We start from the raw sequence: 23863 nt of genomic DNA, 5'->3' as shown, positions 1-23863 counted from the left end.
AGTACCTGCCTAGATACAGGTTTGCGATTCTAGCAGCCCGCTGACTGACCTCGACAAGCTCTTAATGCACACCGAAAATAGCCGCCCCACGAATGGAGTCACTATGCGCGCCCTTGCCGTTGTTCTAACCCTGCTGCTGAGCCTGCCCGCCTTGGCGGATGATTACCTGCAGCTGTATCAGGCGGCCGGCTGGCCGCAGCAGCGCATGCACTTCAGCGACGCCTTGCAGGCCGCCCAGGAACGCTACCGCAGCAGCTTGCCGCCGGCGGTGCATCAGGCGTTGGTGAATAACAGCAACCAGCGCTTTGCCGCTGCCGCCGTGGATCAGCGCGCGCAACAGGGCTTGCGTCAGAACCTCGAACAACCCACCGCCGCCTTGCAGTTTTTCCAGTCGCCCGTGGGCCGCAAGATTGTCGATGCCGAACTGCTCGCCACCCGTAGCGACCAACTGGCGCGCTACGCCAACGGCTTGCCGCGCAGCGACGCCAGCGCCACCCGACGCCTACAGATCCGTCATCTGGCTCAGGCTCTGCCCGCCAAAGAGGCCGGTGCCGAAGTCAGCCTGGCACTCGCTGGCGTGGCCGCCGACAGCCTCAGCCAGATGCTCCCCGGCTTACTCGGTGGCGACAGCGCGCAAGCCCTGCTTAACAGTCAACGCCAGCGCCTGATGGAGCAAATCGGCGCCGACCTGGATAACACCCTGCTGCACGTTTACCGTGAGCTGAGTGATGCCGAGCTGGAGGAATTTGTCAGCTTTTCCCAGTCAGACGCCGGCAAGGCCTATTACCAGGCTGCCCTGGCCGCCATCCGCAGCGGCCTGGCTGTTGGCCAGAACACGGCTAACCTGGCCCCGGCCCCCAGCGGCATCTAGCCCAGCCGCTGGCTGAGAAAGTCGAAATAGCGCTGGCGCAAGGCCGGCGCTTCATTGGCCAGATGGTGGCCCGCTTCGGGCAGGCGCAGGATCTGCGGCGCGGCGAACTTGTCCTGTAACACCTTGAGGTTATGCCGCCAAGCCACGGTCATGTCCGCTTCCCCCTGCACGATCAACGGGCTGCGCGTACTGCGCGGCGCGGCCTCAATGTGCGGCACCCAGCGGCTCAGCGCCCCAACCCAGGCGGTCGGTAAATTACGCGGCTGCAACGGATCGTGGTGATGGACGAACTCGATAAACGCCGCATCGCTGGAGTTAACGCTAAAGCGCCGGGGGATCTCGCTGACGAAGTGGCGCATCACCCGGTAGCTCAGCTGCGACCAACCCCAGGCACGCGGACGCACCAGCGGGGCCAGCAGGATGGTTTCGCCAATTTGCGCGACAGGCTCACCCGTCAGCAGGTAGTCAATCAGGATCGCCCCACCCGTGCTCTGCCCACACAGGTGCCAGGGCGGCGGCAAAGCCAGCTCAGCAGCAGCGGCCAGCAGCGCACGTAACACCGTCTGGTACTCAGCAAAATCACCAATGCTGGCGCGCGCACCGCTGGATAAGCCATGCCCTGGCAGGTCGCAGGCGAGCACGGCAAAGCCTTGCCCCAGCGCCCACTCGATCACATGCCGATACAGGCCCACATGATCGTAATAACCGTGCAGCAGCAGCAGAGTGGCGCGCGGCTGCTCTGGCCACCACGCTTGCGCGGCAATCTGATAGCCCCCCGCCTGCAACCAACCCATGCAGGTGCATGTAGCCAACGCATCGCTGAAGCCATAGAACTGCCGATACGCCTGCTCCGCTGACGACAGCGAATGCGCTGCGGCCAAGGGTCGCAGACTGGCAATCAGGTTTTGCGGCTGAAACGGCTCTGGCATGGGGCTTCCAACAATCACACAGGGGCACTCGCAGGGCATCTGGAGCGGCTTTATCCGGTGGCCGATATTCTGCTGTCGCGCCAGCCATGGCAAGCTGCACGCCTGTTTAACGAAGACTGCTCATGACCCTACCCTCGCGTAACACCCTACTCGCCAGCCTGCTGATTCTGCTCTGGGCCGCCGCCATGCTTGTTGCCTACTGGTGGTACGAGGCGCGCTACCTGCGCAGCTTCAGCGACCAGACCGCCCTGTTCTATGGTGAACAACTGCGCCTACCGGACGAACTGGCCGGCCCTGGGCCGATCCGCCTGGTGCACTTCTGGGACCCAACCTGCCCGTGCAATATCGGCAACCAGCAGCACCTGGCCGATTTGACCGAGCGTTTTGGCCCGCAAGGCGTGAGCTTTTATGCCGTACAAAAGCCTGGCACCAAAGGCCAACTGCCGAGCATTCTGAGCGCCTTGCAACCACTGGCAGCACTGCCTGGTAGCGATCAGATTCCGGCCAGCCCGGCGGTGGCCGTTTGGGACCGAAACGGTCAACTGGCCTACTTTGGCCCCTACAGCGAAGGGGCCACCTGCACCTCAAGCAACAGCTTTATCGAACCGATTCTCGACGCCCTGATCGAAGGCCGCGCGGTGAATGCCAGCAACACCCTGGCGCTCGGCTGCTTCTGCGACTGGCAGGACAACTGACGCCGGCAATCGCTCTGATACTGGCTGCCGAGTGCAGGTGCTACCGACGGAGCCAGTAGTCGCGCCGCTGCAAAAACGCACAGACCCGCGTTCATGCCTAGACTGAATTTGTCGATATAGGGGTTGTAAGGCCCATCGCTGGCTCAATACGAGGCCTATAAATTCTCAACAAGAATTGTACAAAGCTACTATAATGTACAAGTATTATGTTTAAAAAAGACATCACCACGTGACGGTTACCAGCCCATCACGACGGCAACGCAACCTTTCGAGTCTCTCGCCATGCCTAACAGGCTTTCCCCACTGCAGCAGCACTACCGTAAAGCGGATCGCATCATGTTGGGTGTGCTCTGGCTGATGGTCCTCTTCTCGCTCGGTCTCGCGGCATGGCATGGCACCTGGGGCCAGGCACTGCTGGTGGGTGGCGGTACGGCGGCGGTGGTGAGCGTGCTTAACCAACTGATCAGCGGCCAACGCCTGCTGCGTTGCGTGATGGGCGCGGCGTTTATGGTGATGTCGGCGCTGCACATCAACCAAGCCGGCGGCATGCTGGAAATGCACTTCGGCATCTTCGTGCTGCTGGCCGTTCTGGTGTACTACCGCGACTGGCTGCCGATTGTGGTCGCCGCCCTGGTGATTGCCGTGCATCACCTGAGCTTCTACGCCCTGCAAGCGCGCGGAGTTGATGTCACGGTACTGCCGAATGGCAGCTGGCCGATCATCTTCCTGCATGCGCTGTATGTGGTGGTGGAAAGCGCAATTCTGATCTATCTCGCCGTGCAGACACACTCGGAAGCCGTTGAAAGTGCTGCGCTGATGCAAGCCGCCGAAAAACTCACTGAGAACGATGACGAGGTCGACCTCAGCTACCGCAGCAGCGCCCAGGGCAAAGTGAGCAAAGGCTTTAACCACTTTCTCGACACCCTTGATGAGCTGGTCGGTGAAGTGATCAAAGACACCCAAGGCCTGCAACGCATGGGGGACAGCCTGCTGCAAGCCACCGACCAACTGCGCACCGGCGCAGACAAGCAGCAAGGTGAAATCATCTACATGAGCTCAGCCATGCTGCAGATGAGCACCGCTATTGATGAGGTCGCCGGGCATGCTGATGGCGCCGCCACCGCCGCCCAAACCGCCAACCAGCAAGCCGCCGAGGGCAGCCGGTCGGTCAACCATGTGCGCAGCGAGATCGGCAAACTGGCCACACAAATCGACGTCACTGAGACCGAGGTGAAGGCGCTGGCTGCGCAGTCCGAGCAAATCGGCAAGGTGCTGGAAGTGATCCGTTCGATTGCCGACCAAACCAACCTGCTCGCCCTCAACGCAGCGATCGAAGCCGCCCGCGCCGGCGAGCATGGCCGTGGCTTTGCCGTGGTGGCGGATGAGGTGCGTAACCTGGCGCAGAAAACCGCACTGTCTACCGCTGAAATCCAACAAATCATCAGCGGCCTGCAACAAGGTAGCCGCCAAGCCGCGACTGCCATGCAGGAAAGTCGCGACAGCGTGCGCAGCTGTGTGCAGGACAGCCAGGCCACTGCCGAACTGCTCGGTGCCGTGGCCCAAGACATCAACGCCATCACCCAAATGAACGAGCTGATCGCCGCCGCCACCCACGAGCAAGCCGCCACAAGCGCGGAAGTCAGCCAGCACCTGCACAGCGTGCAGCAAGTGGCCGAAGAAGCCCTCGCCGATGCGCAAAAGCTGAGTAACGATGGCCAGCAACTCAGCCAGCTAGCGCAGCGCTTGAGCCGTTTGAGCGGGCGCTTCCGCGTCAGTCGCTAATAGGCGATAGGCCTGCGGCGTGTCGCCCTGCCAGCGGCGGAAGGCGCGGTAGAACGGCGACAACTCGGCAAAGCCGCAGGCGCGGGCCACTTCGCGGATGGCCAGCCCTTGCTCCAGCAGGCTTTGCGCGCGCAGGCGGCGCACTTCATCGTGCAGTTGGCGAAAGCTCTGCTGTTGCTCAGCCAACGCCCGCTGCAACGCCCCCGCGCTAAAACCAAGGGCCTTGGCGCAATGCGCCAGCGCACACAGCTGCACCCCCAAGTTGACCTCCAACCAGTAGCGCACGCGATTGAGCAGCTGGTTTTCCTGCAGCTCCGCCAACTCCACTTCAGCCTGCGCCCACAGCACCGCAAACAGCCTGGGGTTGGCGCTGCGTGACGGCCGGCCGAGCCAGGCACGCGTAAAAATCAGCGCATCGTGGGCCTGGGCAAAGCGCGGCAGCAGGCCAAACAAGCGCCGGTGCTCACTTTGCCGACGCGGCGCCGGATGGCGGAAATCCAGCCCCGACAGATGAAAACTACCGTCGTTATTAATGCTCGCTAGCATCTTCTGCAGCAGCAACGCCAGGCACTCCATCTGCTGGCGCAACGAGCCAACGCCGCGGTAATTGAGGTCAACAATCAGCCGCGCCTGCTCACCCTCCAGCTCCAGACGCGCGGCAAAGCCACCGGAGAGGATGTGCTGGAAACGCACAAAGCTCTCCAAGGCCTGCCCCAGGTCACGGCTGGCCAGCAGCAGGTAGCCGACCACATCCATCGGACGCGGCTGCATGGTCTCGCCCAGGTGCAGGCCAATGTCCACATCACCGCTGATACCTTCCAGCGCCTGCCAGAAGCGTGGCGCATTGTCGTGGTCTTCACGGGCATTGAGCAGCGGCGGCGCCAAGACCACCCCCTGATAGGCCTGCCGGTAGGTGTCGGTTGGGTCAAGGCCAAGCGCGGCCAAGGCCTCATAGAGCAGGCGGCGCAGGGTCGAGGAATGGGTCAACGTGCTGGCAATGCTGTTATGCGGATCGTGCTTCATATAAACCCCATCAATTGACCAAAGACTTTCACTCCAGCTCTATTTGGTCAATGCCTGCGCACCCGGCAGCCCGCACAATGGCAGCGCTGATAAAACCTATAAAACAAGGAACACCCGATGAAACGCACCCTGACTGCCCTGGCCGTTATCGTTGCCGCCACTGCTGGCGGCGCTTACTGGTACATCGACAGCAAGCAGCCGCAACGTGCCGGCGAGCTGCAGCTGAACGCCCTGCAGGCGGCAGTCACGGTTGATTACGACGAGCGGGGCGTACCGCATATTCAGGCGCAAAATGAGGCCGATATGTACCGCGCCCTGGGTTATGTGCACGCCCAGGACCGCTTGTTCCAGATGGAAATTCTCCGCCGCCTGGCGCGTGGCGAGCTGGCGGAAATTCTTGGCAGCAAACTGGTCGACACCGACCGCCTGTTCCGCACCTTGGGCATCCGTGAACATGCCGACCGTTACGCCGCGAAGATGGACATGAGCGCCACGGCGAGCAAAGCGCTGCAGGCTTACCTCGACGGCATCAACCAATACCAGGCCAACCATCCGGCGCCGATTGAGTTCGATGTTCTGGGCATCGACAAACGCCCCTTCACCACCGCCGACACCCTCAGCGTTGCAGGCTATATGGCCTACAGCTTCGCCGCGGCGTTTCGCACAGAACCGGTGCTGACGCATATCCGCGATCAGCTGGGCGCGGACTACCTCAAGGTCTTCGACCTCGACTGGCACCCGCAGGGCGTGGTGGGGCAACAACTGGCCGCTGGCGACTGGCAGGATCTGAACGCCATCGCCGAGCTGAGCCTCGCCGCCTTGGAAGAAGCCGGCCTGCCGCAGTTTGAAGGCAGTAATGCCTGGGCTGTATCCGGCAGCCGCACGGCCAGCGGCAAACCGCTATTGGCCGGCGACCCGCATATTCGCTTCGCCGTGCCGTCGGTGTGGTACGAGGCCAACCTCAGCTACCCGGGTTTCAGCCTGTACGGTCACCACCAGGCGCTCAACCCGGTGGCTTCGCTGGGGCATAACAACGAATTTGCCTGGAGCATCACCATGTTCCAGAACGATGACCTCGACCTGATCGCCGAAAAAACCAACCCGGACAACCCCAATCAGGTCTGGTACCGCGGCCAGTGGGTCGACCTGCAAAGCCGCGAAGAGCAGATCAGCGTCAAGGATGCCGAACCGGTCAGCCTGACCATTCGCCGCTCGCCGCACGGGCCGATCATCAACAGCGCCCTGGGTGAAACCGCCGGCAGCACACCGATTGCCATGTGGTGGGCGTTCCTCGAAACCGACAACCCGATCCTCGACGGCTTTTATCAGCTCAACCGTGCCAACAGCCTGGATACGGCACGCGCCGCCGTGGAAAACATCGAGTCGCCAGGCCTGAACATTGTCTGGGCCAATGCCAGCGGGGACATTGGCTGGTGGGCTGCGGCGAAACTGCCGCGTCGCCCAGCCGGGGTCAACCCGAGCTTTATCCTCGACGGCGCCAGCGGTGAAGCGGAGAAAGACGGCTACTTCCCCTTCAGCGCCAACCCGCAAGAAGAGAACCCCGCGCGCGGCTATATCGTCTCGGCCAACTACCAGCCCGTGTCGCCCACCGGCATGGCGATTCCCGGCTACTACAACCTGCCCGACCGCGGCCAACGCCTGAATCAGCGCCTCAGCGATAACAGCGTGAAATGGGACCTGAACAACAGCCAGGCGCTGCAACTGGAACCCGGCACTGGCTACCCACAACGCCTGCTCACGCCGCTGGCCGCCGACCTGCGCGCCGCCGCAGGCGATGCCGAAGAGCAAGCGCTGGTCGAGCAACTGCTGGGCTGGGATGGCCAGCACACCCTCGACGCCACGGCCGCCACGCTGTTCAACCAACTGGTATATCAGCTGACGGTTGAGGCCATGGCCGACGAGCTGAGCGAGGCCTTTTTCGCCACGCTGCTGCAAACCCGCGTACTCGACAGCGCCCTGCCGCGCCTGGCCAGCGACGCCACATCGCCGTGGTGGGACAAACGCGGCAGCGACGCCGTGGAAAGCCGCGCCGATACCGTCAAGGCCGCCTGGCAAGCCAGCCTCGCCCACCTGCGCAGCACCCTCGGCAATGACGCGAGCACATGGGCCTGGGGCAACGTGCACACCCTCACCCACAGCCACCCGCTGGGCCAGCAAAAGCCGCTGGATAAGCTATTCAACGTCGGCCCATTCGCCGCACCGGGCGGCCATGAAACGCCGAACAACCTCTCGCAACCCATCGGCCCGGCGCCCTGGTCCGTGGTCTACGGCCCCTCAACCCGCCGCCTGATCGACATGGCCGACGCCAGCAGCGCCTTGGGCATCAACCCGGTCGGCCAGAGCGGCGTGCTGTTCGATAAGCACTACAAAGACCAAGCCGAGCGCTATATGCGCGGTGAGTACGTACCCATGCACCTGGATGCCGAAGCGATCAAAGCCAACAGCCGCAGCCAGCTGGTACTGCAACCACGCGCGGATTAAAGCAAACGCCGTGCTGCCGTTCGCGGCGAGAAACAGCGATGTTTCTCGCCAGACGACACATCACCTACCGCTCGCGCAAAGCACGCACCTTAACCAAAAGTTAGCTTCTTCTCTTTAATCCGTAGCCAGGCCAAAGGACTTAAAAATTGGAAAATCTAGGAAATGTAACTTTGGCTGCACTCACATCACTCATTGAGTTTTGGGGCCAAAAAGAAGTCATAGGTATCCTCGTTGGCGTAGCGGGAAGTGCTATTTGGTACCGCGTTACTGGTGCCGTGGAACAAAAACAGAAAAACGAGCAGGTTGTTTCAATAATCCGAGCAGCAATAGATGAAACAGCAAGGATAGCGAATCAAAATCTCGGAATCGTCGCAAATGAACTAGTCAGACTACGTGAAGAAAAATTAACATTAGAACCGCAAACAGATTTCTCACCGACATCAGCAGACTTACTGCTTTTAGTTTCAAACTTCAAACCAAACAAAAGCATTGAGTTATGGAGCTCTCTTAAGAAAATTGAGGCGTTAAGCAGTCAAGCAGAAAGGCTCGCATTAGAAACGGTTCAATTGAGGCGTGCAATAAAACTAGAAAGCAAAACAGAAATTTATCTGTTTGAGCTAATCCCATATTTACAGTTACATGATGAGCTGCATGCGAGAGTTCTAAGTCAAATCATTGAAGAATGCAAAAAATCCAGCATTCTACTAGAGAGTTTCAGTAGCTAACAATGTATATGCACTCTCCCACAAGTAGTGAGCAAAGCTTTCCTAGCCCTGTCGTCAGTTCGATTACATTCGTATAGCCGGTCTATTGTTGGCTTTTTCGCCTTGGCCATTCAGCAGTTCACTCAGCGGGATTCAATCAATCACGAAGATCATCATTGCTATCCGCCGCCCAGCCTTATTCTTTCGACTACACTCTTCACGCACATTAGCAATCTAAATAACGGAGATGCATATGGCTGGCTGGTATGAGTTGACGAATAGCAGTGACGGGCAGTTTCGCTTTGTGCTTAAAGCGGGCAATGCGGAAATCATTCTCACAAGTGAGTTATATAAAACCAGAGCAAGCGCCGAGAACGGTATTAGCTCGGTGCAAAATAACTGCCAAGCAGATGAGCGTTACGACAGGAAAGAGTCGGCGAACAATAAGTTTTACTTTAATTTAAAGGCAGCTAATCATCAGATCATTGGCTCCAGCCAGATGTATGCGACGGCGGCGGCGCGTGATAAGGGCATTGAGTCCGTAAAAAATAACGGGACGTCTGAGACAGTCAAAGACCTGACGTAAGCCATCAGCGCTTATGCGCTGAACGCTGTCGCTCTACCGGACACTGCGCCGCACGCTCTGCAGTGTCCGGCTTTACCGCCGCCCGCCTAAACGCCACGCCACGCACAGTTCACCTCGGCTACAAAGACTTTCACAGCCTGCGGCCAGCCTCTTATGATGGGCGCCGTATCAGCGCCAGATTAATCAGCATGCGATGAGGTCAGGGTGGTGTTTTCAGAGAGTGAGTTATCACGTGTTATCGAGATGGCTTGGGAAGATCGAACGCCGTTCGAAGCCATTCAATTGCAGTTCGGCTTGGATGAGGCTGGGGTGATTGCGCTGATGCGACGCAGCCTCAAGCCCGGCAGCTTCAAGCTATGGCGTGAGCGGGTCAGTGGTCGGCAGACCAAGCACCTGCAGTTGCGCGACCCGCAGGTGGGCCGAGGGTATTGCCCGACGCAGTACAAACACCGTTAAACGCCATTCGGTCTGGACGGTTATCTGCCAGCACTTGCGAGCCCCCTTTATGGGGTGAGCGCCACAGCAAAAAGGGCCACATGTGTGGCCCTTTTTGTTTTAACCCGCTGTGCGATCAAGCATGCACTTGCGAGGGGTCGCGGCGGTTATCGGGGCCGTCTTGCAGGTGGGCACCGGTGGATTCATCCATCGCTTGCTGCAGGGCTTTCTTGCGCTTTTCTTCGGCACGGTGGGCGAAGAACCACACCAGGAAGGTGGCGAAGGACACCGACAACAGGATCAGGCTGGCCACCGCGTTGATTTCCGGCTTCACGCCCAGACGTACGGCGGAGAAGACTTCCATCGGCAAGGTGGTCGAGCCCGGCCCGGAGACGAAGCTGGCGAGTACCAGATCGTCCAGCGACAGGGCAAAGGACATCATTGCGCCGGCCGCCAGCGAAGGCGCGATCATCGGGATGGTGATCAGGAAGAACACCTTCCACGGCTTGGCACCGAGGTCCATGGCCGCTTCTTCGATGGACAGGTCCAACTCACGCAAGCGCGACGACACCACCACGGCCACATAGGCCGAACAGAAGGTGGTGTGGGCGATCCAGATGGTCAAGATGCCGCGCTCAGCCGGCCAGCCGATCAGCTGGGCCATCGCCACAAACAGCAGCAGCAACGACAGACCGGTAATCACCTCGGGCATCACCAGCGGGGCGGTGACCAGGCCACCGAACAGCGTGCGGCCCTTGAAGCGGGTGACGCGGGTCAGCACGAAGGCGGCCATGGTGCCCAGCGCAACGGCGGCAATCGCGGTGTAGCAGGCGATTTCCAGCGAGCGCATCACCGAGTTCATCAGCTGGGTGTTGTCGAGCAAGCCGACGTACCACTTCACCGACCAGCCGCCCCACACCGTGACCAGGCGCGACTCGTTGAACGAGTAGATCACCAGGATCAGCATCGGCAGGTAGATAAAGGCAAAACCGGCCCACAACATAAAGTTGGAGAAACTAAAACGCTTCATGGCCGGCCCTCCATTTCTTTCGCTTGGTGACGGTTAAACAGAATGATCGGGATGATCAGGATCGCCAGCATGACCACCGCCAGGGCGGAGGCTACCGGCCAGTCGCGGTTGTTGAAGAACTCTTGCCAGAGCACCTTGCCGATCATCAGGGTTTCCGGGCCACCGAGCAGTTCAGGAATCACGAACTCACCCACCACCGGGATAAACACCAGCATGCAGCCGGTGATGATGCCGCCTTTGGCCAGCGGTACGGTGATTTTCCAGAAGCTGTTGAAGGTGCTCGACCCCAGGTCGGCGGCGGCTTCCAGTAGGCTCTGGTCGTGTTTAACCAGGTTGGCGAACAGCGGCAGGATCATAAACGGCAGGTACGAGTAAACGATACCGATGTACACCGCCAGGTTGGTGTTGAGGATCTGCAGCGGTTCGTTGATCACCCCCAGCCACAGCAGGAAGCTGTTGAGCAGGCCGTTGTTGCTGAGGATGCCCATCCAGGCATACACGCGGATCAGAATCGCCGTCCAGGTCGGCATCATGATCAGCAGCAAAAAGACCATTTGCTTGGCTTTGTCGGCCCGCGCGATGGCATAGGCCATGGGAAAGCCAATCACCAGGCAAAGCAGCGTGCTGATGGCGGCGATTTTCAATGAGCCTAAGTAAGCCGCCAGGTACAGCGCATCTTCACTGAGGAAGATGTAGTTACTCAGGTTAACTATCAGGGTGAAGGTGTTGTCCACCCAGCTGAACACCTCGGTGTAGGGCGGGATGGCAACGTCGGCTTCGGCAAAGCTGATTTTCATCACAATGATGAAAGGCAGCAGGAAGAATAGGAACAGCCAGAGGAAGGGCACCCCAATTACCAGGTGCCGGCCCTTGGGCATACGGCGGCTGATGCTTCGGCTGATATTCATGAGCGTAATGTCACCCCGCTGTCGTCCTCCCACCAGACGTAGACTTCATCGTCCCAGGTAGGCCGTGCGCCACGCCGTTCGGCGTTGGCGACAAATGACTGGACGATCTTGCCGCTTGGCAGCTGCACGTAAAACACCGAGTGGCCGCCCAGGTAGGCAATGTCGTGCACGGTGCCGCGTGACCAGTTGTACTCAAAGCCTGGCTGCTCGGTGCTGAAGAGCATTTTTTCCGGGCGAATGGCGTAGGTGATGCTCTTGTCCTGCACCGAGGTATTAACCCCGTGGCCGACGTAGATGTTGCGCTCAAGATCGGGGCTGTCGATCAGTGCGTGGTCTTCCATGTCCTCGACTACGGTGCCTTCGAACAGGTTGACGCTGCCGATGAACTCGCAGACCAGGCGGCTGGTCGGGGTTTCGTAAATGTCGACCGGGCTGCCGATCTGGGCGATCCAGCCGAGGTGCATGATGGCGATGCGCTGGGCCATGGTCATGGCCTCTTCCTGGTCGTGAGTCACCATGACGCAGGTTACGCCGACGCGCTCGATGATCTCGACCAACTCAAGCTGCATCTGCGAACGCAGCTTTTTGTCCAGTGCGCCCATGGGCTCGTCGAGCAGCAGCAGCTTAGGCCGCTTGGCCAGCGAACGCGCCAACGCCACACGCTGACGCTGACCACCGGAGAGCTGATGCGGCTTGCGCTTGGCGTACTGGCTCATGTGCACCAGCTTGAGCATTTCTTCAACGCGGGCGGCGATTTCCGCCTTGGGCATTTTGTCTTGCTTGAGGCCGAAGGCGATGTTCTCGGCCACGCTCATGTGCGGGAACAGGGCGTAGGACTGGAACATCATGTTGATCGGCCGCTCGTAGGGCGGCAGATCGGTGATGTCTTCACCGTCGAGGAAAATGCGCCCTTCGGTAGGCCGCTCGAAGCCAGCGAGCATGCGCAGCAGGGTTGATTTACCCGAACCCGAACCACCGAGCAGGGCGAAAATCTCGCCCTTATTGATGGTCAGCGAAACATCATCTACGGCGATGGTTTCATCAAATTTCTTGGTGACGCGCTCAATCTTGACCAACACCTCTTTCGGTTGCTGATCGCCTTCAAGCACTTTCTTATAGGCACTGGAAGCAACTGCCATTCCCAACACTCCCGCAAAAGTAGCGCCCGGCCAATTGGCCGGGCGTTTTAAAGTTATTGGCCGGACTTAATCTTGGTCCAGCTGCGCGTCATCAAGCGTTGTACTTTCACCGGCAGTTCCGCCGAGATGTACAGCTTGTCGAGGACGTCCTGCGGCGGATACACCGACTCATCGTTACGCACTTCTGGATCCATGAACTCGCCTGCCTTGGTATTAGGGTTGGCATAACCGACGTAATCGCTGACCTGGGCAATGGCCGCTGGGTCGAGCAAATAGTTGATAAAGGCGTGGGCTTCTTTCGGGTTACCGGCATCAACCGGAATGGCCATCATGTCAAACCACAGGTTGGCGCCTTCTTTCGGGATACTGTAAGCGATCTCGATGCCCTTGCCGGCTTCTTCAGCACGGTCGGCGGCTTGCAGAATGTCACCAGAGAAGCCCACCGCTACGCAGATATTGCCGTTAGCCAGGTCACCGATGTATTTCGAGCTGTGGAAGTAACGCACGTAAGGGCGCACGGCCAGTAGTTTGGCTTCAGCCTTGGCGTAGTCGGCGGCGTCACGGGTGTTGGGGTCGAGGCCCATGTAGTTGAGCACGCCGGGGATCATTTCGTCGGCCGAGTCGAGGAAGCTAACGCCGCAAGCCGCGAGCTTCTTCATGTTTTCAGGCTCGTAGACCATGGCCCAGGAATCGATCTTGTCGACGCCCAGCACTTCTTTGATTTTGGCGACGTTGTAGCCGATACCGTTGGTGCCCCACAGGTAAGGCACTGAATACTGGTTACCGGGATCGTTAACGTCCAACTGCTTGAGCAGCGCTGGATCGAGATTTTCCCAGTTCGGCAGCTGACTGCGGTCGAGCTTCTGAAACGCGCCCGCCTTGATCTGCTTGCCGAGGAAATGGTTGGACGGCACCACAATGTCGTAGCCGGAACGGCCCGCCAGCAGTTTGCCTTCCAGGGTTTCGTTGCTGTCAAAGACGTCGTACAAGGCTTTGATGCCCGTGGCCTTCTGGAAGTCGGCCAGGGTGGTTTCGCCGATGTAGTCGGACCAGTTGTAGACCTTGACCACAGGCTCGGCGGCTTGCACGGCGGAGACGCTGACGGCGGCGGCCAGCAGACCGGCCAGAAGTGGAGTACGACGCATAGTGATTTCCTTATTGTTGTGGGTGAATGCGGTGGAGGAAGCCACCGCACACCTTTAGGGCTATGGCATTACTGACCAGATTTGATCTTGGTCCAGCTGCGCGTCATGGTGCGCTGCACCTTGGCGGGCAGATCCGGGAAGGTGTAGATCTTGGCCATGGTTTCGGCGTCCGGGTAGATGCCCGGGTCGTTACGCAGCACGTCATCCACCAGCGGCGTGGCGGCGGCGTTGCCATTAGGGAATTGCACGACGTTGGTGATGTTGGCCATGACGTCTGGCTTCATCAGGTAGTTGAGGAACACGTGAGCGGCTTCAACGTTTTTCGCATCGGCTGGGATGGCCAACATGTCGAAGAAGCTGCCAGCACCTTCTTTCGGGATGCTGTACGAGATGTTCACGCCATTCTTGGCGTCTTCAGCACGGGACTTGGACTGATACAGGTCACCCGAGTAGCCAATCGCCACGCAGATGTTGCCGTTGGCCAGGTCGCCGATGTACTTGGAGCTATGGAAGTAGGAGGTCGAAGGACGAACCGAGAGGAACAGTTCTTCGGCTTTCTTCAGCTCACCGGCATTGGTGCTGTCCGGCTTGAAGCCCAGGTAGTTGAGTGCAGCCGGGAGAATTTCAGTCGGCGAATCGAGGAACGACACGCCGCACTCTTTCAGCTTGGCCATGTTTTCTGGCTTGAATACCAGGTCCCAGGAATTGACCGGTGCGTCTGCGCCGAGCGCAGCCTTGACCTTGTCGACGTTGTAACCAATGCCGATGGTGCCCCACATGTAGGGGATCGAGTACAGGTTACCCGGGTCGCTCGGATCGAGGGCTTTGAGCAGGTTCTTGTCGAGGTTTTCCCAGTTGGGCAGCTTGGACTTGTCCAGCTTCTGGTAAACGCCGGCCTTGATCTGCTTGGCCAGGAATGGGTTAGACGGCACCACGATGTCGTAACCGGAGCTACCGGCCAGCAGTTTGGCTTCCAGGGTTTCGTTGCTGTCAAAGACGTCGTAGACGACCTTGATGCCGGTTTCCTTCTGGAAGTTATCGATGGTGTCTTCTGCGATGTAGTCGGACCAGTTGTAGACGTGAAGGACTTTGTCATCCGCGTGTGCGGCACTCACCACAGCCCCAGCAAGGGACAACGCGAGAAGGGTTTTGCCGAAAGTTTTCATGCGTACAGCTCCTGTTGTTGTAGTCATATCCGAAAGATGCGCAGCCATCTGCAGCACCTTCCGGTGAGCCTGACACACGCATTGGCGCAGTCTGGCAAGGTCACACCCCTGTTTCAACATTCAGACATAAGTGCCTGAAAAACAAAGAATATTAAACCTTAAACCAGCACCTCTGCGGCAGTCAGGTCGAGGCATTTACGGGCCTTTTCCAGCAGTTCGTCGATTTCCGCATGGCTGATCACCAGCGGCGGCGAAATAATCATGGTGTCGCCTACGGCGCGCATGATCAGACCATTATTAAAGCAGTGTCCGCGGCAGATCATGCCCACACCCACATCGCCGGAGAAACGCTTACGGCTGGCCTTGTCCTGCACCAATTCAATGGCGCCCAACATGCCGACGCCGCGCACTTCACCCACCAGCGGGTGATCGGCCAGCTCACGTAAACGTTTCTGCAAATACGGTGCCGTTTCTGCCTTGACCCGCTCAACAATCTTTTCTTCACGCAGAATACGCAGGTTTTCCAGGGCCACCGCAGCAGCCACCGGGTGCCCGGAATAGGTGAAGCCGTGGTTGAAATCGCCGCCCTGGTTAAGCACCTCGACGATGTCATCGCGCACGATCAGCCCGCCCATGGGGATGTAGCCGCTGGTCAGGCCTTTAGCGATGGTCATCATGTGCGGCGTGTTGCCGAAATAGTCGCTGCCGAACCACTCACCGGTGCGGCCGAACCCGCAGATCACTTCATCGGCGACAAATAGAATGTCGTACTTGGCGAGAATCTCGCGGATGCGCGGCCAGTAGCTGTCCGGCGGAATAATCACCCCACCGGCGCCTTGGATCGGCTCGGCAATAAAGGCGGCAACATTCTCTTCGCCGACTTCGAGGATTTTCTGCTCCAGCTGATCGGCCGCCCAGATGCCGAACTCGTCAGGGCTCATGTCGCCGCCCTCAGCAAACCAGTACGGCTGCGGGATGTGCACGATGCCCGGGATCGGCAAATCGCCCTGTTCGTGCATGTACTTCATGCCGCCCAGGCTGGCGCCGGCTACGGTGGAGCCGTGGTAGCCGTTAACCCGACTGATGATGACCTTCTTGTTGGGCTGCCCCTTGATTGCCCAGTAATGGCGCACCATCCGCAGCATGGTGTCGTTACCTTCCGAACCCGAGCCGGTGAAGAACACGTGGTTCATGCCTTGCGGGGCCAGATCAGAAATCGCCTTAGCCAGCTCCAGCGCCGGCGGCGTGGCGGTCTGGAAGAACATGTTGTAGTAGGGCAGCTCTTGCATCTGCTTAGCAGCGGCGTCTGCCAGCTCTTTGCGACCATAGCCAATCGCCACACACCAGAGCCCGGCCATGGCATCGAGGATCTTGTGACCCTCGCTGTCCCACAGGTACACGCCATCGGCCTTGGTGATAATGCGCGGCCCGTTTTCCGCCAACTGTTTGAAGTCGCTAAACGGCGCGAGGTGGTGTTCGCGGCTCATGGCCTGCCACTCGCGGGTTTTCGGGTTGGTCACTTGACTGTTCATAACAACACCTTGATTACACAGGCTGCGCATTGCAGCCCAGGAAAATACTTGGCAGTGGCTGGCGCCGGGGTCACCCGCGCCAGCCACCTGACGGTTACACCGACAGCAGCAGGAACTCGCGTTCCCAGGAGCTGATTACGCGTTTGTAGTTCTCGTGCTCGGCACGCTTAACGGCTACGTAGCCGCGCATGAACTTCTCGCCCAGGTACTTCTCGGCGGCCTTGCAAGCCTCCATCCGCTCCAGCGCATGCTCGATGGTGATCGGCAGACGCAGGTTGCGGCGCTCGTAAGCACGCCCTTTGACTGGCGCACTTGGCTTAATGTCTTCAACCATGCCCATGTAGCCGCACAGCAGCGAAGCCGCGAGGACCAGATAGGGGTTGGCGTCAGCACCGGCCAGGCGGTTTTCGACACGGCGGTTCTGCGGCGTGGCTTCCGGTACGCGCAGGCCAACCGTGCGGTTCTCTTCGCCCCATTCGACGTTCACCGGCGCCGAGGTGTCCGGCAGGAAGCGGCGGAACGAATTGACGTTTGGCGCGAACAGCGGCAGCAGCTCAGGGATGTACTTCTGCAGGCCGCCGATGTGGTTCATAAACAGCTGGCTCATGCTGCCGTCGGCATTGGAGAACAGGTTCTTGCCGGTCTTGATGTCCACCACGCTCTGGTGAATGTGCATCGCGCTGCCTGGCTGATCGGTGATCGGCTTGGCCATAAAGGTCGCGGCCACATCGTGCTTGAGCGAGGCTTCACGCATGGTGCGCTTGAATACGGTGATCTGATCCGCCAGATGCAGCGCCTCGCCGTGACGGAAGTTGATCTCCATCTGTGCCGGGCCGTCTTCGTGGATCAGCGTGTCGAGGTCCAGGCCCTGGATTTCGCACCAGTCGTAGACGTCTTCAAACAGCGGATCAAATTCGTTGGCGGCATCGATAGAGAACGACTGGCGGCCCACCTCAGGACGCCCGGAGCGGCCCATCGGCGCTTCCAGCGGGAAATCCGGGTCGCTGCAACGCTTGGTCAGGTAGAACTCCATTTCCGGCGCGACGATCGGCTTCCAGCCCTTATCGGCATACAACTTGAGAATATTCTTGAGGATGTTGCGCGGCGACAGCTCGATCGGATTGCCCTGCTTGTCGAAGGTGTCGTGGATCACCATCGCCGTCGGCTCCAGCGCCCATGGCACCAGGAACGCGGCGTTCTCATCCGGGCGGCAGAACATATCAATGTCCGCCTCGTCGAGCAGGTCGTAATAGATGTCATCCTCGACGTAGTCGCCGGTCACTGTCTGTAGCAGCACACTCTCGGGGAGGCGCATGCCCTTTTCGTCGAGGAACTTATTGGTCGGCGAAATCTTACCGCGGGCAATGCCGGTAAGATCGCTGATCAAGCATTCAACTTCGGTGATTTTGCGTTCTTTCAGCCAGCTCGAAAGCTGGTCTAATTTGGTGCTCATAGAGACCTCAGGGTTGGTGAGAACCGACTTATATAGAGTCGGTTCAGCGTTGCCCCGCCGTCTTCCTGCAAGCCTCACCAAAGGCCTGGAAGATGGCGAGATAATTCGGGTTAGATCGTACCTGCCATTCAGGGTGCCATTGCACCCCCAAGGCAAAGCTTTTGGCACCTTCGACGGAGAAGGCTTCGATCAACCCGTCAGGCGCCAGTGCTTCTACGCGAAGGCCCGGCGCCAGACGCTGAACGCCCTGGCCATGAATGGAATTAACTTGAATCTCGTCCGGCAAGCCGATGCCGGCGAGCAGCCCGCCCGGCTGCACATGCAGCGCGTGACGCAGGCCATATTGTTGTTCTACGGGAAGATCAGCGGGTTCACGGTGGTCCATTAACCCGGCAACCTCATGCACACGCTGATGCAGTGCACCACCAAAGGCTACGTTCATCTCCTGAAAACCACGGCAAATGCCCAACACCGGGATACCGGCAGCAATTGCTGCTTTAATCAAAGGAAGTGTCGTATTGTCACGCGCCGGATCATGCGCAGTGCCGGGTTCACTGGCGTCGCCAGCATAGTGATGGGGTTCAACGTTGGAAGGCGAGCCGGTAAACACCAGGCCGTCGAGTTGCTGCAGCAGGTAAGCCTGATCAAGCTGCTCACCCAGTGCTGGGATGATGACTGGCATACCGCCTGCCACCTGAACAATTGCTTGCAGGTATTTATCACCGGCAGTGTGGTAGATGTTGTGCCCGATCTGCTTGGTGCAGGCACTAACGCCGATTATCGGCTGGCGCGACATGAGACACCCGTTTTATTGCTGTTATGGGTTTTGGCCGAGCTTAGCCTTGTTCATTTTTTTTCACAATAGCCATGTAAAAAATTGAACACACCCGACTGAGCACCGCGAAAGACAAGGGTTTCAGCTAGGCTGCACTGCCCTGTAATGCCCTGAAATTGGCCACTAAGCACCAATTAAGGGCAAAACGCGCCTCTCTTGACAGCATCAGGTGTTTAAGATTGACTCACACCCGTGCAATTGCATGATTGATATTTTTAACATAAAAGGTGTTGCATCATGTCGGTACCCCCGCGTGCCGTTCAGCTTAACGAAGCGAACGCGTTCCTTAAGAAACATCCTGAGGTCCTGTTCGTCGACCTTCTGATCGCAGATATGAATGGTGTGGTGCGCGGTAAGCGTATCGAGCGTGCGAGCCTGCATAAGGTTTACGAACGCGGCATCAATCTCCCGGCGTCTCTATTCGCTCTGGATATCAATGGCTCAACGGTGGAAAGCACCGGTCTGGGTCTGGATATCGGCGATGCCGATCGTATCTGTTATCCCATCCCCAACACCCTGTGCTACGAGCCTTGGCAGAAGCGCCCTACCGCGCAACTGTTAATGACCATGCATGAACTGGAAGGCCAGCCGTTCTTTGCCGATCCACGGGAAGTGTTGCGTCAGGTGGTCGAGAAGTTCGACGAACTGGGCCTTACCATTTGTGCAGCCTTCGAGCTGGAGTTCTACCTGATTGACCAGGCCAACGTGAATGGCCGTCCGCAGCCACCGCTGTCGCCTCTGTCAGGCAAACGTCCACACTCGACTCAGGTGTACCTGATCGACGACCTCGACGAATACGCCGAGTGCCTGCAGGACATCCTTGAAGGTGCTAAAGAGCAGGGCATCCCTGCCGACGCCATCGTCAAGGAAAGTGCGCCCGCGCAATTCGAGGTAAACCTGCACCACGTCGCCGACCCGATCAAGGCGTGCGACTACGCGCTGCTGCTCAAGCGCCTGGTTAAGAACATCGCCTATGACCATGAAATGGACACCACCTTCATGGCCAAGCCGTACCCCAACCAAGCGGGTAACGGGCTGCATGTGCACATCTCGATTCTCGACAAAGACGGCAATAACATTTTTGCCTGCGAAGATCCTGAGCAGAACGATGCACTGCGCCACGCCATTGGCGGCGTGCTGGAAACCATGCCTGCTTCGATGGCCTTCCTCTGCCCCAACGTCAACTCTTACCGTCGCTTCGGTGCGCAGTACTACGTACCTAACTCACCAAGCTGGGGTATCGACAACCGCACCGTAGCTCTGCGCGTACCGAATGACACGGCCGATGCCGTGCGCATCGAGCACCGCGTCGCCGGCGCAGACGCCAACCCGTACTTGCTGCTGTCGGCGGTATTGGCTGGTGTGCACCACGGCCTGACCAACAAAATCGAGCCGGGGCCGCCTGTAGAAGGCAACTCCTACGAGCAAAACGAGCAAAGCCTGCCGAACAACCTGCGCGATGCCCTGCGCGAGTTGGACGACAGTGAAATCCTGGCACGCTATATCGACCCGAAATACATCGATATCTTCGTCGCCTGCAAGGAAAGCGAGTTGGCCGAGTTCGAGAACTCCATCTCCGACCTCGAGTACAACTGGTACTTGCACACCGTTTGATGCAACACCCAACGCCGGCCTTCGAGCCGGCGTTTTTTATTCTGCGCGCTGCGCCACGCCTGCCCTTTATTCACGTCTCGGCGCGATGACGGGCAAGCTGCGCCGCACATTCCTGCTGACGCGACACGACCTCTTCGGGAGATCACCATGCCTCGCCTGTTTGCCTTACTGCTGCTTGCCCTGACGCCGCTGCTGGCCAGCGCCGAAGAGGTGATACGCGTCTACAACTGGAATGACTACATTGCCCCGCAGGTGCTCAAGGACTTCGAGGCCGAAACCGGTATTCGCGTGGAATACCACACCTTCAGCACCGCCTCCGAGTTGGACACCATACTGGCCAGCGGTGAAGCGATTGATATTGCCATGCCTTCGCACGATGCGCTGCCAGCGATGATCAAGAACGGCGCCCTGCAGCCGCTGGATTTCAAGCGACTGCCCAACCGCAAACACCTCGACAAGCAACTGCTCAGCACCCTGGTCGCCCTCGACCCCGCCAACCGGCATGCCGTGCCCTACCTATGGGGCGCCGTGGGCCTGGCAATCAATACACCGCTCGCGGAAGCAGCCTTTGGTGGCCCGCTACCGGACAGCTGGAGCCTGCTGTTCGACGCGGAACAGAGCGCGCGGCTAGCCCCTTGTGGCATCAGCCTGCTGGATGCACCCGACGAGACCCTGACCGTACTACTCAGTTATCAAGGCCGCAGCCTGGCACGCAGCTCGCCGAGCCGGATCAAGCGCAGCAGCCAAGTGCTCGACGGCCTGCGCCCCAACCTGCGCTATATCGACAGCGAGCGTTATATCGACGACCTCAACCAGGGCAAACTGTGCGTCGCCATGGCCTGGGTTGGCGATGCGCTAGCCGCTGCCGACGCCGGCCAACCCGTGCGTTTTCTGGTGCCGGATGAAGGCTCGGTGCTGTTTATCGACAGCCTGGTCATCCCCAGCAGCGCCAAACGTCCAGACCTGGCTCATCGCTTTATCGACTACCTGATGCAGCCCAAGGTCGCCGCACTGATTACCGCCGAAACCCTGTACCCCAGCGGTAATGCCGACTCACAGGCGTTTCTCGACGAAGCCCTGCGCAACCAGCCGGGCTTGTACCCGGATCGCGAAACCAAACGCCGCCTGCACGCATTGGAAACCCTGCCGGAAAAGCACAGCGCGACCCTGGAAGCCGTGTGGACACGCTTTCGTGATGGCAGTTGAGTGATAGAACAGGGAGAAGCTGTTGGCTCTGGCATTCTGCGTCGCACTACGTCCTGCATCCCTGCAGTGGTAGCCGCACCAAGAGCCGCCAACAAGACTGATGCCCCGCAAGGGGCATCAGTCGGCAGCCGCTTACTTGACCAGCTGACGCCAGGCCTTTAGCGAACCGATGGTCAATAGCTGCGCCTTGCGCGCCGCCAGTACATCCGGGTCAATGGTCTGATTGGCCAGCTCGACCAGTTTGTTCAGTTCACCATAGAGCCGGTCGACTTCTGGCACCTCCAACACCTCACGCGCCAAATGCAGCCACACCTGCAGGCGCTCGATACGCGGCAGCTGTTCGGCCAGATCTTCCGGCTGCTGCTGATAACGACGCAGCTGCAGGGCAGCGCCCTCTTCCGCAATCAAGGTCGGCAACCAGTTACCCAGTGGCGCAGCACCTTGGCGGTTGCCACGGTTATTGCGCTCCTGGGTCCAGCTGCGCGCCAGCAACCAGCGCGAGGTGGTCAGGGAGAACAGGCCCCAGCGGGTGTTTTCAAGCTCGGCCGCGAACTGCGCCGGAGCATTTTTGCGCACCTGCTCATCCAACTGACCGGCCAGCAGCAGTGGCCGCCATTCCAACAGCAACGCATCAAGCAATTCACGCAAGGCATGACTGCTCGCACGCGGCGCGGCCTGGCCGAGGCTACCGAGCAGCGCTCGCAAACCGATCAACTGCTCCAGCCACTCGACCAGCAAGCGCCAGTGGCCATTGAAGCGGTATTGTTCCGCCAGGCGCTGGCTGCTGCCCAGCAGGTACCAGCCCAGCGCGACGACGCTGTCGTCGAGGCTGGTTTCCGCGCTCACGGCAGGCGCCGGCAGATTCAGGCTGTAGCTGCTGGCATCGAACAGCCGATAACCGCGTTCGGCCTTGCTGATATCGCAGGGCATCAGCGCCAGATCAGCCGCCAGCTCGGCAGCCAGCTCCAGCAACGCATCGGGTTCACCCTGGCGCAGCTCCAGTTCCAGCTCGCAGATTTCTTCCTCGCCTTCGCCGGCAATCACCTTGCCCAGGTCCAGCGCGGCCTCGATCACCACCTTGGCCTTGCCGCGACCCCAGGCGATTTCCGCCTTCTCACGGATAAAATCAGTGGTGAAGATCGGTACCAACTGCTTCTTGTCCAACTCGGCCAAGGCCGCTGGCCAGCAGCTGTCATCGAGTTTTTTCAGGTCCAGCTTGGCTTTAGCCAGGTTCCAGTCCCACTCATTGCGCTCCGACAGGCCGGCCACGCTTTGCCCACGGGTTTTCAGGGTCTGAATAAACTGCTCACCGTCGCGGCGCACGCGCAGAGCCACCTTGGCGGCTGCCAGATCGCGCTCGGGGGTATCGAAGTACTGATTGAACAGTTCGCGCGGCTCCCAACCACTCTTGTTGCGCTTCTTCAGCAACGGGTGATCACGCAGGGCGGCCAAGGTTGCACGGCTAACCCGCAGTTTGATTTCGGTTTCTTTGTTCATGATGATGGGAGTCAACGCCTACTATGAAATTGTGACAGTCCGATTACCTGCGCTAGCGGGCCTGCGGACTGATCCGTATACTTGCCGCCTTCTTAACGCCGGGGTTCACCCTATGCCAGTCAATCCATTTGCCAGCCTGTTTGGCCGCTCACCGATTGGGCCAATGCAAAAGCACTTTGCCAAGGCTCACGAGTGCGCAGCGAATCTGGTGCCGTTCTTCGAAGCCGTAATGGTCGAGGATTGGGCCAAGGTAGAACAGGTACAGCAGGAAATGGCCAGCCTCGAAGGTGAGGCCGACAAGCTCAAGAAAAACGTGCGCTTGCACCTGCCCAAGAGTCTGTTCCTGCCCGTACCGCGCTCGGATCTGCTTGAGCTGCTGAGTGTACAGGACAAAGTTGCCAACCGCGCCAAGGACATCGCCGGCCTGATGCTCGGCCGCGAAATGACCATTCCGCAGCCGCTGCAACAGCTGATGCGCGCGTTTGTACAACGCACCGTGGATGCCAGCGCCCAGGCGCTGAAGGCCATGAACGAACTCGACGAGCTACTGGAAACCGGCTTTGGTGGCCGCGAAGCAGTGCTGGTCGAATCCATGGTCATGGAACTGGAACAAATCGAACGCGACACCGACAAGATGCAAATCGAAGTGCGACGTACGCTGTTCAAACTGGAAAAGGATCTTCCTGCGGTCGATGTGATGTTCCTCTACAAGATCATCGAGTGGATCGGCGACGTAGCCGACCGTGCCGAACGTGTCGGCAACCGACTGGAACAACTGCTGGCGCGCTAAGCGCCAGTGTCCTTTCTGGAA

21 protein-coding genes are annotated in these 23863 nt (G+C 59.2%); 10 read left to right on the top strand and 11 right to left on the bottom strand.

All coding sequences use genetic code 11. The annotated features are described in order from the left end of the window. The first annotated feature begins 103 nt into the window (after positions 1-103). Positions 104-871, top strand: coding sequence for a hypothetical protein (locus ACEPAJ_RS04360; protein WP_274089505.1), 768 nt, complete (start codon positions 104-106; stop codon positions 869-871). Here ACEPAJ_RS04360 and ACEPAJ_RS04355 read toward each other — a convergent pair. Further along, the gene (locus ACEPAJ_RS04355) at positions 868-1800 is read right to left on the bottom strand and encodes an alpha/beta hydrolase (RefSeq protein WP_274089506.1); all 933 of its coding nucleotides are present in this window, start codon (positions 1798-1800) and stop codon (positions 868-870) included. The genes ACEPAJ_RS04360 and ACEPAJ_RS04355 overlap by 4 nt on opposite strands. 122 nt (positions 1801-1922) lie before the next feature. On the opposite strand from ACEPAJ_RS04355, the gene ACEPAJ_RS04350 reads away from it, so the two are divergent. After that, positions 1923-2495 carry a DUF6436 domain-containing protein gene (locus ACEPAJ_RS04350; protein WP_274089507.1) on the top strand — a complete coding sequence of 191 codons (573 nt, stop codon included), beginning with the start codon at positions 1923-1925 and terminating at the stop codon, positions 2493-2495. Positions 2496-2777: 282 nt separating this feature from the next. Next, positions 2778-4277: a methyl-accepting chemotaxis protein gene (locus ACEPAJ_RS04345; protein WP_274089508.1), complete on the top strand. Its 1500-nt coding sequence runs from the start codon at positions 2778-2780 to the stop codon at positions 4275-4277. Here ACEPAJ_RS04345 and ACEPAJ_RS04340 read toward each other — a convergent pair. After that, positions 4227-5300 carry an AraC family transcriptional regulator gene (locus ACEPAJ_RS04340; RefSeq protein WP_274089509.1) on the bottom strand — a complete coding sequence of 358 codons (1074 nt, stop codon included), beginning with the start codon at positions 5298-5300 and terminating at the stop codon, positions 4227-4229. The genes ACEPAJ_RS04345 and ACEPAJ_RS04340 overlap by 51 nt on opposite strands. Positions 5301-5417: 117 nt before the next feature. Here ACEPAJ_RS04340 and ACEPAJ_RS04335 point away from each other — a divergent pair, with 117 nt between their 5' ends. The 4 genes from ACEPAJ_RS04335 (at position 5418) to ACEPAJ_RS04320 (ending at position 9548) form a co-directional block, all read left to right on the top strand. After that, the gene (locus tag ACEPAJ_RS04335; RefSeq protein ID WP_274089510.1) at positions 5418-7802 is read left to right on the top strand and encodes a penicillin acylase family protein; all 2385 of its coding nucleotides are present in this window, start codon (positions 5418-5420) and stop codon (positions 7800-7802) included. 146 nt (positions 7803-7948) lie between these two features. After that, positions 7949-8527: a hypothetical protein gene (locus tag ACEPAJ_RS04330; protein WP_425913747.1), complete on the top strand. Its 579-nt coding sequence runs from the start codon at positions 7949-7951 to the stop codon at positions 8525-8527. A 232-nt stretch (positions 8528-8759) separates the two neighbouring features. After that, positions 8760-9092 carry a YegP family protein gene (locus tag ACEPAJ_RS04325; RefSeq protein WP_274087323.1) on the top strand — a complete coding sequence of 111 codons (333 nt, stop codon included), beginning with the start codon at positions 8760-8762 and terminating at the stop codon, positions 9090-9092. A 204-nt stretch (positions 9093-9296) separates the two neighbouring features. Beyond that, positions 9297-9548: a TIGR03643 family protein gene (locus ACEPAJ_RS04320; protein ID WP_274087324.1), complete on the top strand. Its 252-nt coding sequence runs from the start codon at positions 9297-9299 to the stop codon at positions 9546-9548. Positions 9549-9663: 115 nt separating this feature from the next. Here the strand turns inward: ACEPAJ_RS04320 and ACEPAJ_RS04315 are convergent, their stop codons facing one another. The 8 genes from ACEPAJ_RS04315 to ACEPAJ_RS04280 all read right to left on the bottom strand — a co-directional run bounded on the left by ACEPAJ_RS04315 (position 9664) and on the right by ACEPAJ_RS04280 (position 18696). After that, a complete protein-coding gene (locus tag ACEPAJ_RS04315; protein WP_274087325.1) occupies positions 9664-10557 on the bottom strand; it encodes an ABC transporter permease subunit in 894 nt (297 codons plus the stop codon). Further along, entirely contained in the window at positions 10554-11435 is an 882-nt protein-coding gene (locus ACEPAJ_RS04310) for an ABC transporter permease subunit (RefSeq protein ID WP_274087437.1), read from the bottom strand. Before ACEPAJ_RS04310 ends, ACEPAJ_RS04315 begins: the two co-directional genes overlap by 4 nt. 26 nt (positions 11436-11461) lie before the next feature. Then, positions 11462-12604, bottom strand: a complete 1143-nt coding sequence (potA, locus tag ACEPAJ_RS04305) for a polyamine ABC transporter ATP-binding protein (protein WP_274087326.1) — start codon at positions 12602-12604, stop codon at positions 11462-11464. 53 nt (positions 12605-12657) lie between these two features. After that, the gene (locus tag ACEPAJ_RS04300; protein ID WP_274087327.1) at positions 12658-13749 is read right to left on the bottom strand and encodes a polyamine ABC transporter substrate-binding protein; all 1092 of its coding nucleotides are present in this window, start codon (positions 13747-13749) and stop codon (positions 12658-12660) included. A gap of 68 nt (positions 13750-13817) precedes the next feature. Next, positions 13818-14915, bottom strand: a complete 1098-nt coding sequence (locus ACEPAJ_RS04295; protein ID WP_274087328.1) for an extracellular solute-binding protein — start codon at positions 14913-14915, stop codon at positions 13818-13820. A gap of 158 nt (positions 14916-15073) precedes the next feature. Further along, positions 15074-16447, bottom strand: a complete 1374-nt coding sequence (locus ACEPAJ_RS04290) for an aspartate aminotransferase family protein (protein ID WP_274087329.1) — start codon at positions 16445-16447, stop codon at positions 15074-15076. A gap of 94 nt (positions 16448-16541) precedes the next feature. Continuing rightward, positions 16542-17900, bottom strand: a complete 1359-nt coding sequence (locus ACEPAJ_RS04285) for a glutamine synthetase family protein (RefSeq protein ID WP_274087330.1) — start codon at positions 17898-17900, stop codon at positions 16542-16544. 43 nt (positions 17901-17943) lie between these two features. Next, positions 17944-18696 (bottom strand): gamma-glutamyl-gamma-aminobutyrate hydrolase family protein, encoded by a 753-nt coding sequence (locus ACEPAJ_RS04280; protein ID WP_274087331.1) that lies wholly within the window; start codon positions 18694-18696, stop codon positions 17944-17946. Between the two features lie 276 nt (positions 18697-18972). Between ACEPAJ_RS04280 and ACEPAJ_RS04275 the strand changes: the two genes are divergently transcribed. After that, the gene (locus ACEPAJ_RS04275; RefSeq protein WP_274087332.1) at positions 18973-20349 is read left to right on the top strand and encodes a glutamine synthetase family protein; all 1377 of its coding nucleotides are present in this window, start codon (positions 18973-18975) and stop codon (positions 20347-20349) included. Positions 20350-20496: 147 nt separating this feature from the next. Then, positions 20497-21555 carry a polyamine ABC transporter substrate-binding protein gene (locus tag ACEPAJ_RS04270; protein WP_274087333.1) on the top strand — a complete coding sequence of 353 codons (1059 nt, stop codon included), beginning with the start codon at positions 20497-20499 and terminating at the stop codon, positions 21553-21555. Between the two features lie 132 nt (positions 21556-21687). Here ACEPAJ_RS04270 and ACEPAJ_RS04265 read toward each other — a convergent pair whose 3' ends face one another. Beyond that, complete coding sequence (locus ACEPAJ_RS04265; protein WP_274087334.1) at positions 21688-23052, bottom strand: inorganic triphosphatase; 1365 nt, start codon at positions 23050-23052, stop codon at positions 21688-21690. A gap of 112 nt (positions 23053-23164) precedes the next feature. Between ACEPAJ_RS04265 and ACEPAJ_RS04260 the strand changes: the two genes are divergently transcribed. Further along, the gene (locus tag ACEPAJ_RS04260; protein ID WP_274087335.1) at positions 23165-23842 is read left to right on the top strand and encodes a TIGR00153 family protein; all 678 of its coding nucleotides are present in this window, start codon (positions 23165-23167) and stop codon (positions 23840-23842) included. The last annotated feature ends 21 nt before the right edge of the window (positions 23843-23863 follow it).

The sequence above is a fragment of the Pseudomonas sp. GWSMS-1 genome (assembly GCF_049847425.1).
GTDB lineage: Bacteria > Pseudomonadota > Gammaproteobacteria > Pseudomonadales > Pseudomonadaceae > Aquipseudomonas.
The sequence above is the reverse complement of the archived record's forward strand: the minus strand, read 5'-3'. Positions and strand labels throughout refer to the sequence as shown.

Excerpts from the sequence above, each read along its gene's own strand:
- ACEPAJ_RS04360 (WP_274089505.1), top strand. The coding sequence starts at position 104 with ATGCGCGCCCTTGCCGTTGTTCTAACCCTGCTGCTGAGCCTGCCCGCC.
- ACEPAJ_RS04355 (WP_274089506.1), bottom strand. The coding sequence starts at position 1,800 with ATGCCAGAGCCGTTTCAGCCGCAAAACCTGATTGCCAGTCTGCGACCC.
- ACEPAJ_RS04350 (WP_274089507.1), top strand. The coding sequence starts at position 1,923 with ATGACCCTACCCTCGCGTAACACCCTACTCGCCAGCCTGCTGATTCTG.
- ACEPAJ_RS04345 (WP_274089508.1), top strand. The coding sequence starts at position 2,778 with ATGCCTAACAGGCTTTCCCCACTGCAGCAGCACTACCGTAAAGCGGAT.
- ACEPAJ_RS04340 (WP_274089509.1), bottom strand. The coding sequence starts at position 5,300 with ATGAAGCACGATCCGCATAACAGCATTGCCAGCACGTTGACCCATTCC.
- ACEPAJ_RS04335 (WP_274089510.1), top strand. The coding sequence starts at position 5,418 with ATGAAACGCACCCTGACTGCCCTGGCCGTTATCGTTGCCGCCACTGCT.
- ACEPAJ_RS04325 (WP_274087323.1), top strand. The coding sequence starts at position 8,760 with ATGGCTGGCTGGTATGAGTTGACGAATAGCAGTGACGGGCAGTTTCGC.
- ACEPAJ_RS04315 (WP_274087325.1), bottom strand. The coding sequence starts at position 10,557 with ATGAAGCGTTTTAGTTTCTCCAACTTTATGTTGTGGGCCGGTTTTGCC.
- ACEPAJ_RS04310 (WP_274087437.1), bottom strand. The coding sequence starts at position 11,435 with ATGCCCAAGGGCCGGCACCTGGTAATTGGGGTGCCCTTCCTCTGGCTG.
- potA (WP_274087326.1), bottom strand. The coding sequence starts at position 12,604 with ATGGCAGTTGCTTCCAGTGCCTATAAGAAAGTGCTTGAAGGCGATCAG.
- ACEPAJ_RS04300 (WP_274087327.1), bottom strand. The coding sequence starts at position 13,749 with ATGCGTCGTACTCCACTTCTGGCCGGTCTGCTGGCCGCCGCCGTCAGC.
- ACEPAJ_RS04295 (WP_274087328.1), bottom strand. The coding sequence starts at position 14,915 with ATGAAAACTTTCGGCAAAACCCTTCTCGCGTTGTCCCTTGCTGGGGCT.
- ACEPAJ_RS04290 (WP_274087329.1), bottom strand. The coding sequence starts at position 16,447 with ATGAACAGTCAAGTGACCAACCCGAAAACCCGCGAGTGGCAGGCCATG.
- ACEPAJ_RS04285 (WP_274087330.1), bottom strand. The coding sequence starts at position 17,900 with ATGAGCACCAAATTAGACCAGCTTTCGAGCTGGCTGAAAGAACGCAAA.
- ACEPAJ_RS04280 (WP_274087331.1), bottom strand. The coding sequence starts at position 18,696 with ATGTCGCGCCAGCCGATAATCGGCGTTAGTGCCTGCACCAAGCAGATC.
- ACEPAJ_RS04275 (WP_274087332.1), top strand. The coding sequence starts at position 18,973 with ATGTCGGTACCCCCGCGTGCCGTTCAGCTTAACGAAGCGAACGCGTTC.
- ACEPAJ_RS04270 (WP_274087333.1), top strand. The coding sequence starts at position 20,497 with ATGCCTCGCCTGTTTGCCTTACTGCTGCTTGCCCTGACGCCGCTGCTG.
- ACEPAJ_RS04265 (WP_274087334.1), bottom strand. The coding sequence starts at position 23,052 with ATGAACAAAGAAACCGAAATCAAACTGCGGGTTAGCCGTGCAACCTTG.
- ACEPAJ_RS04260 (WP_274087335.1), top strand. The coding sequence starts at position 23,165 with ATGCCAGTCAATCCATTTGCCAGCCTGTTTGGCCGCTCACCGATTGGG.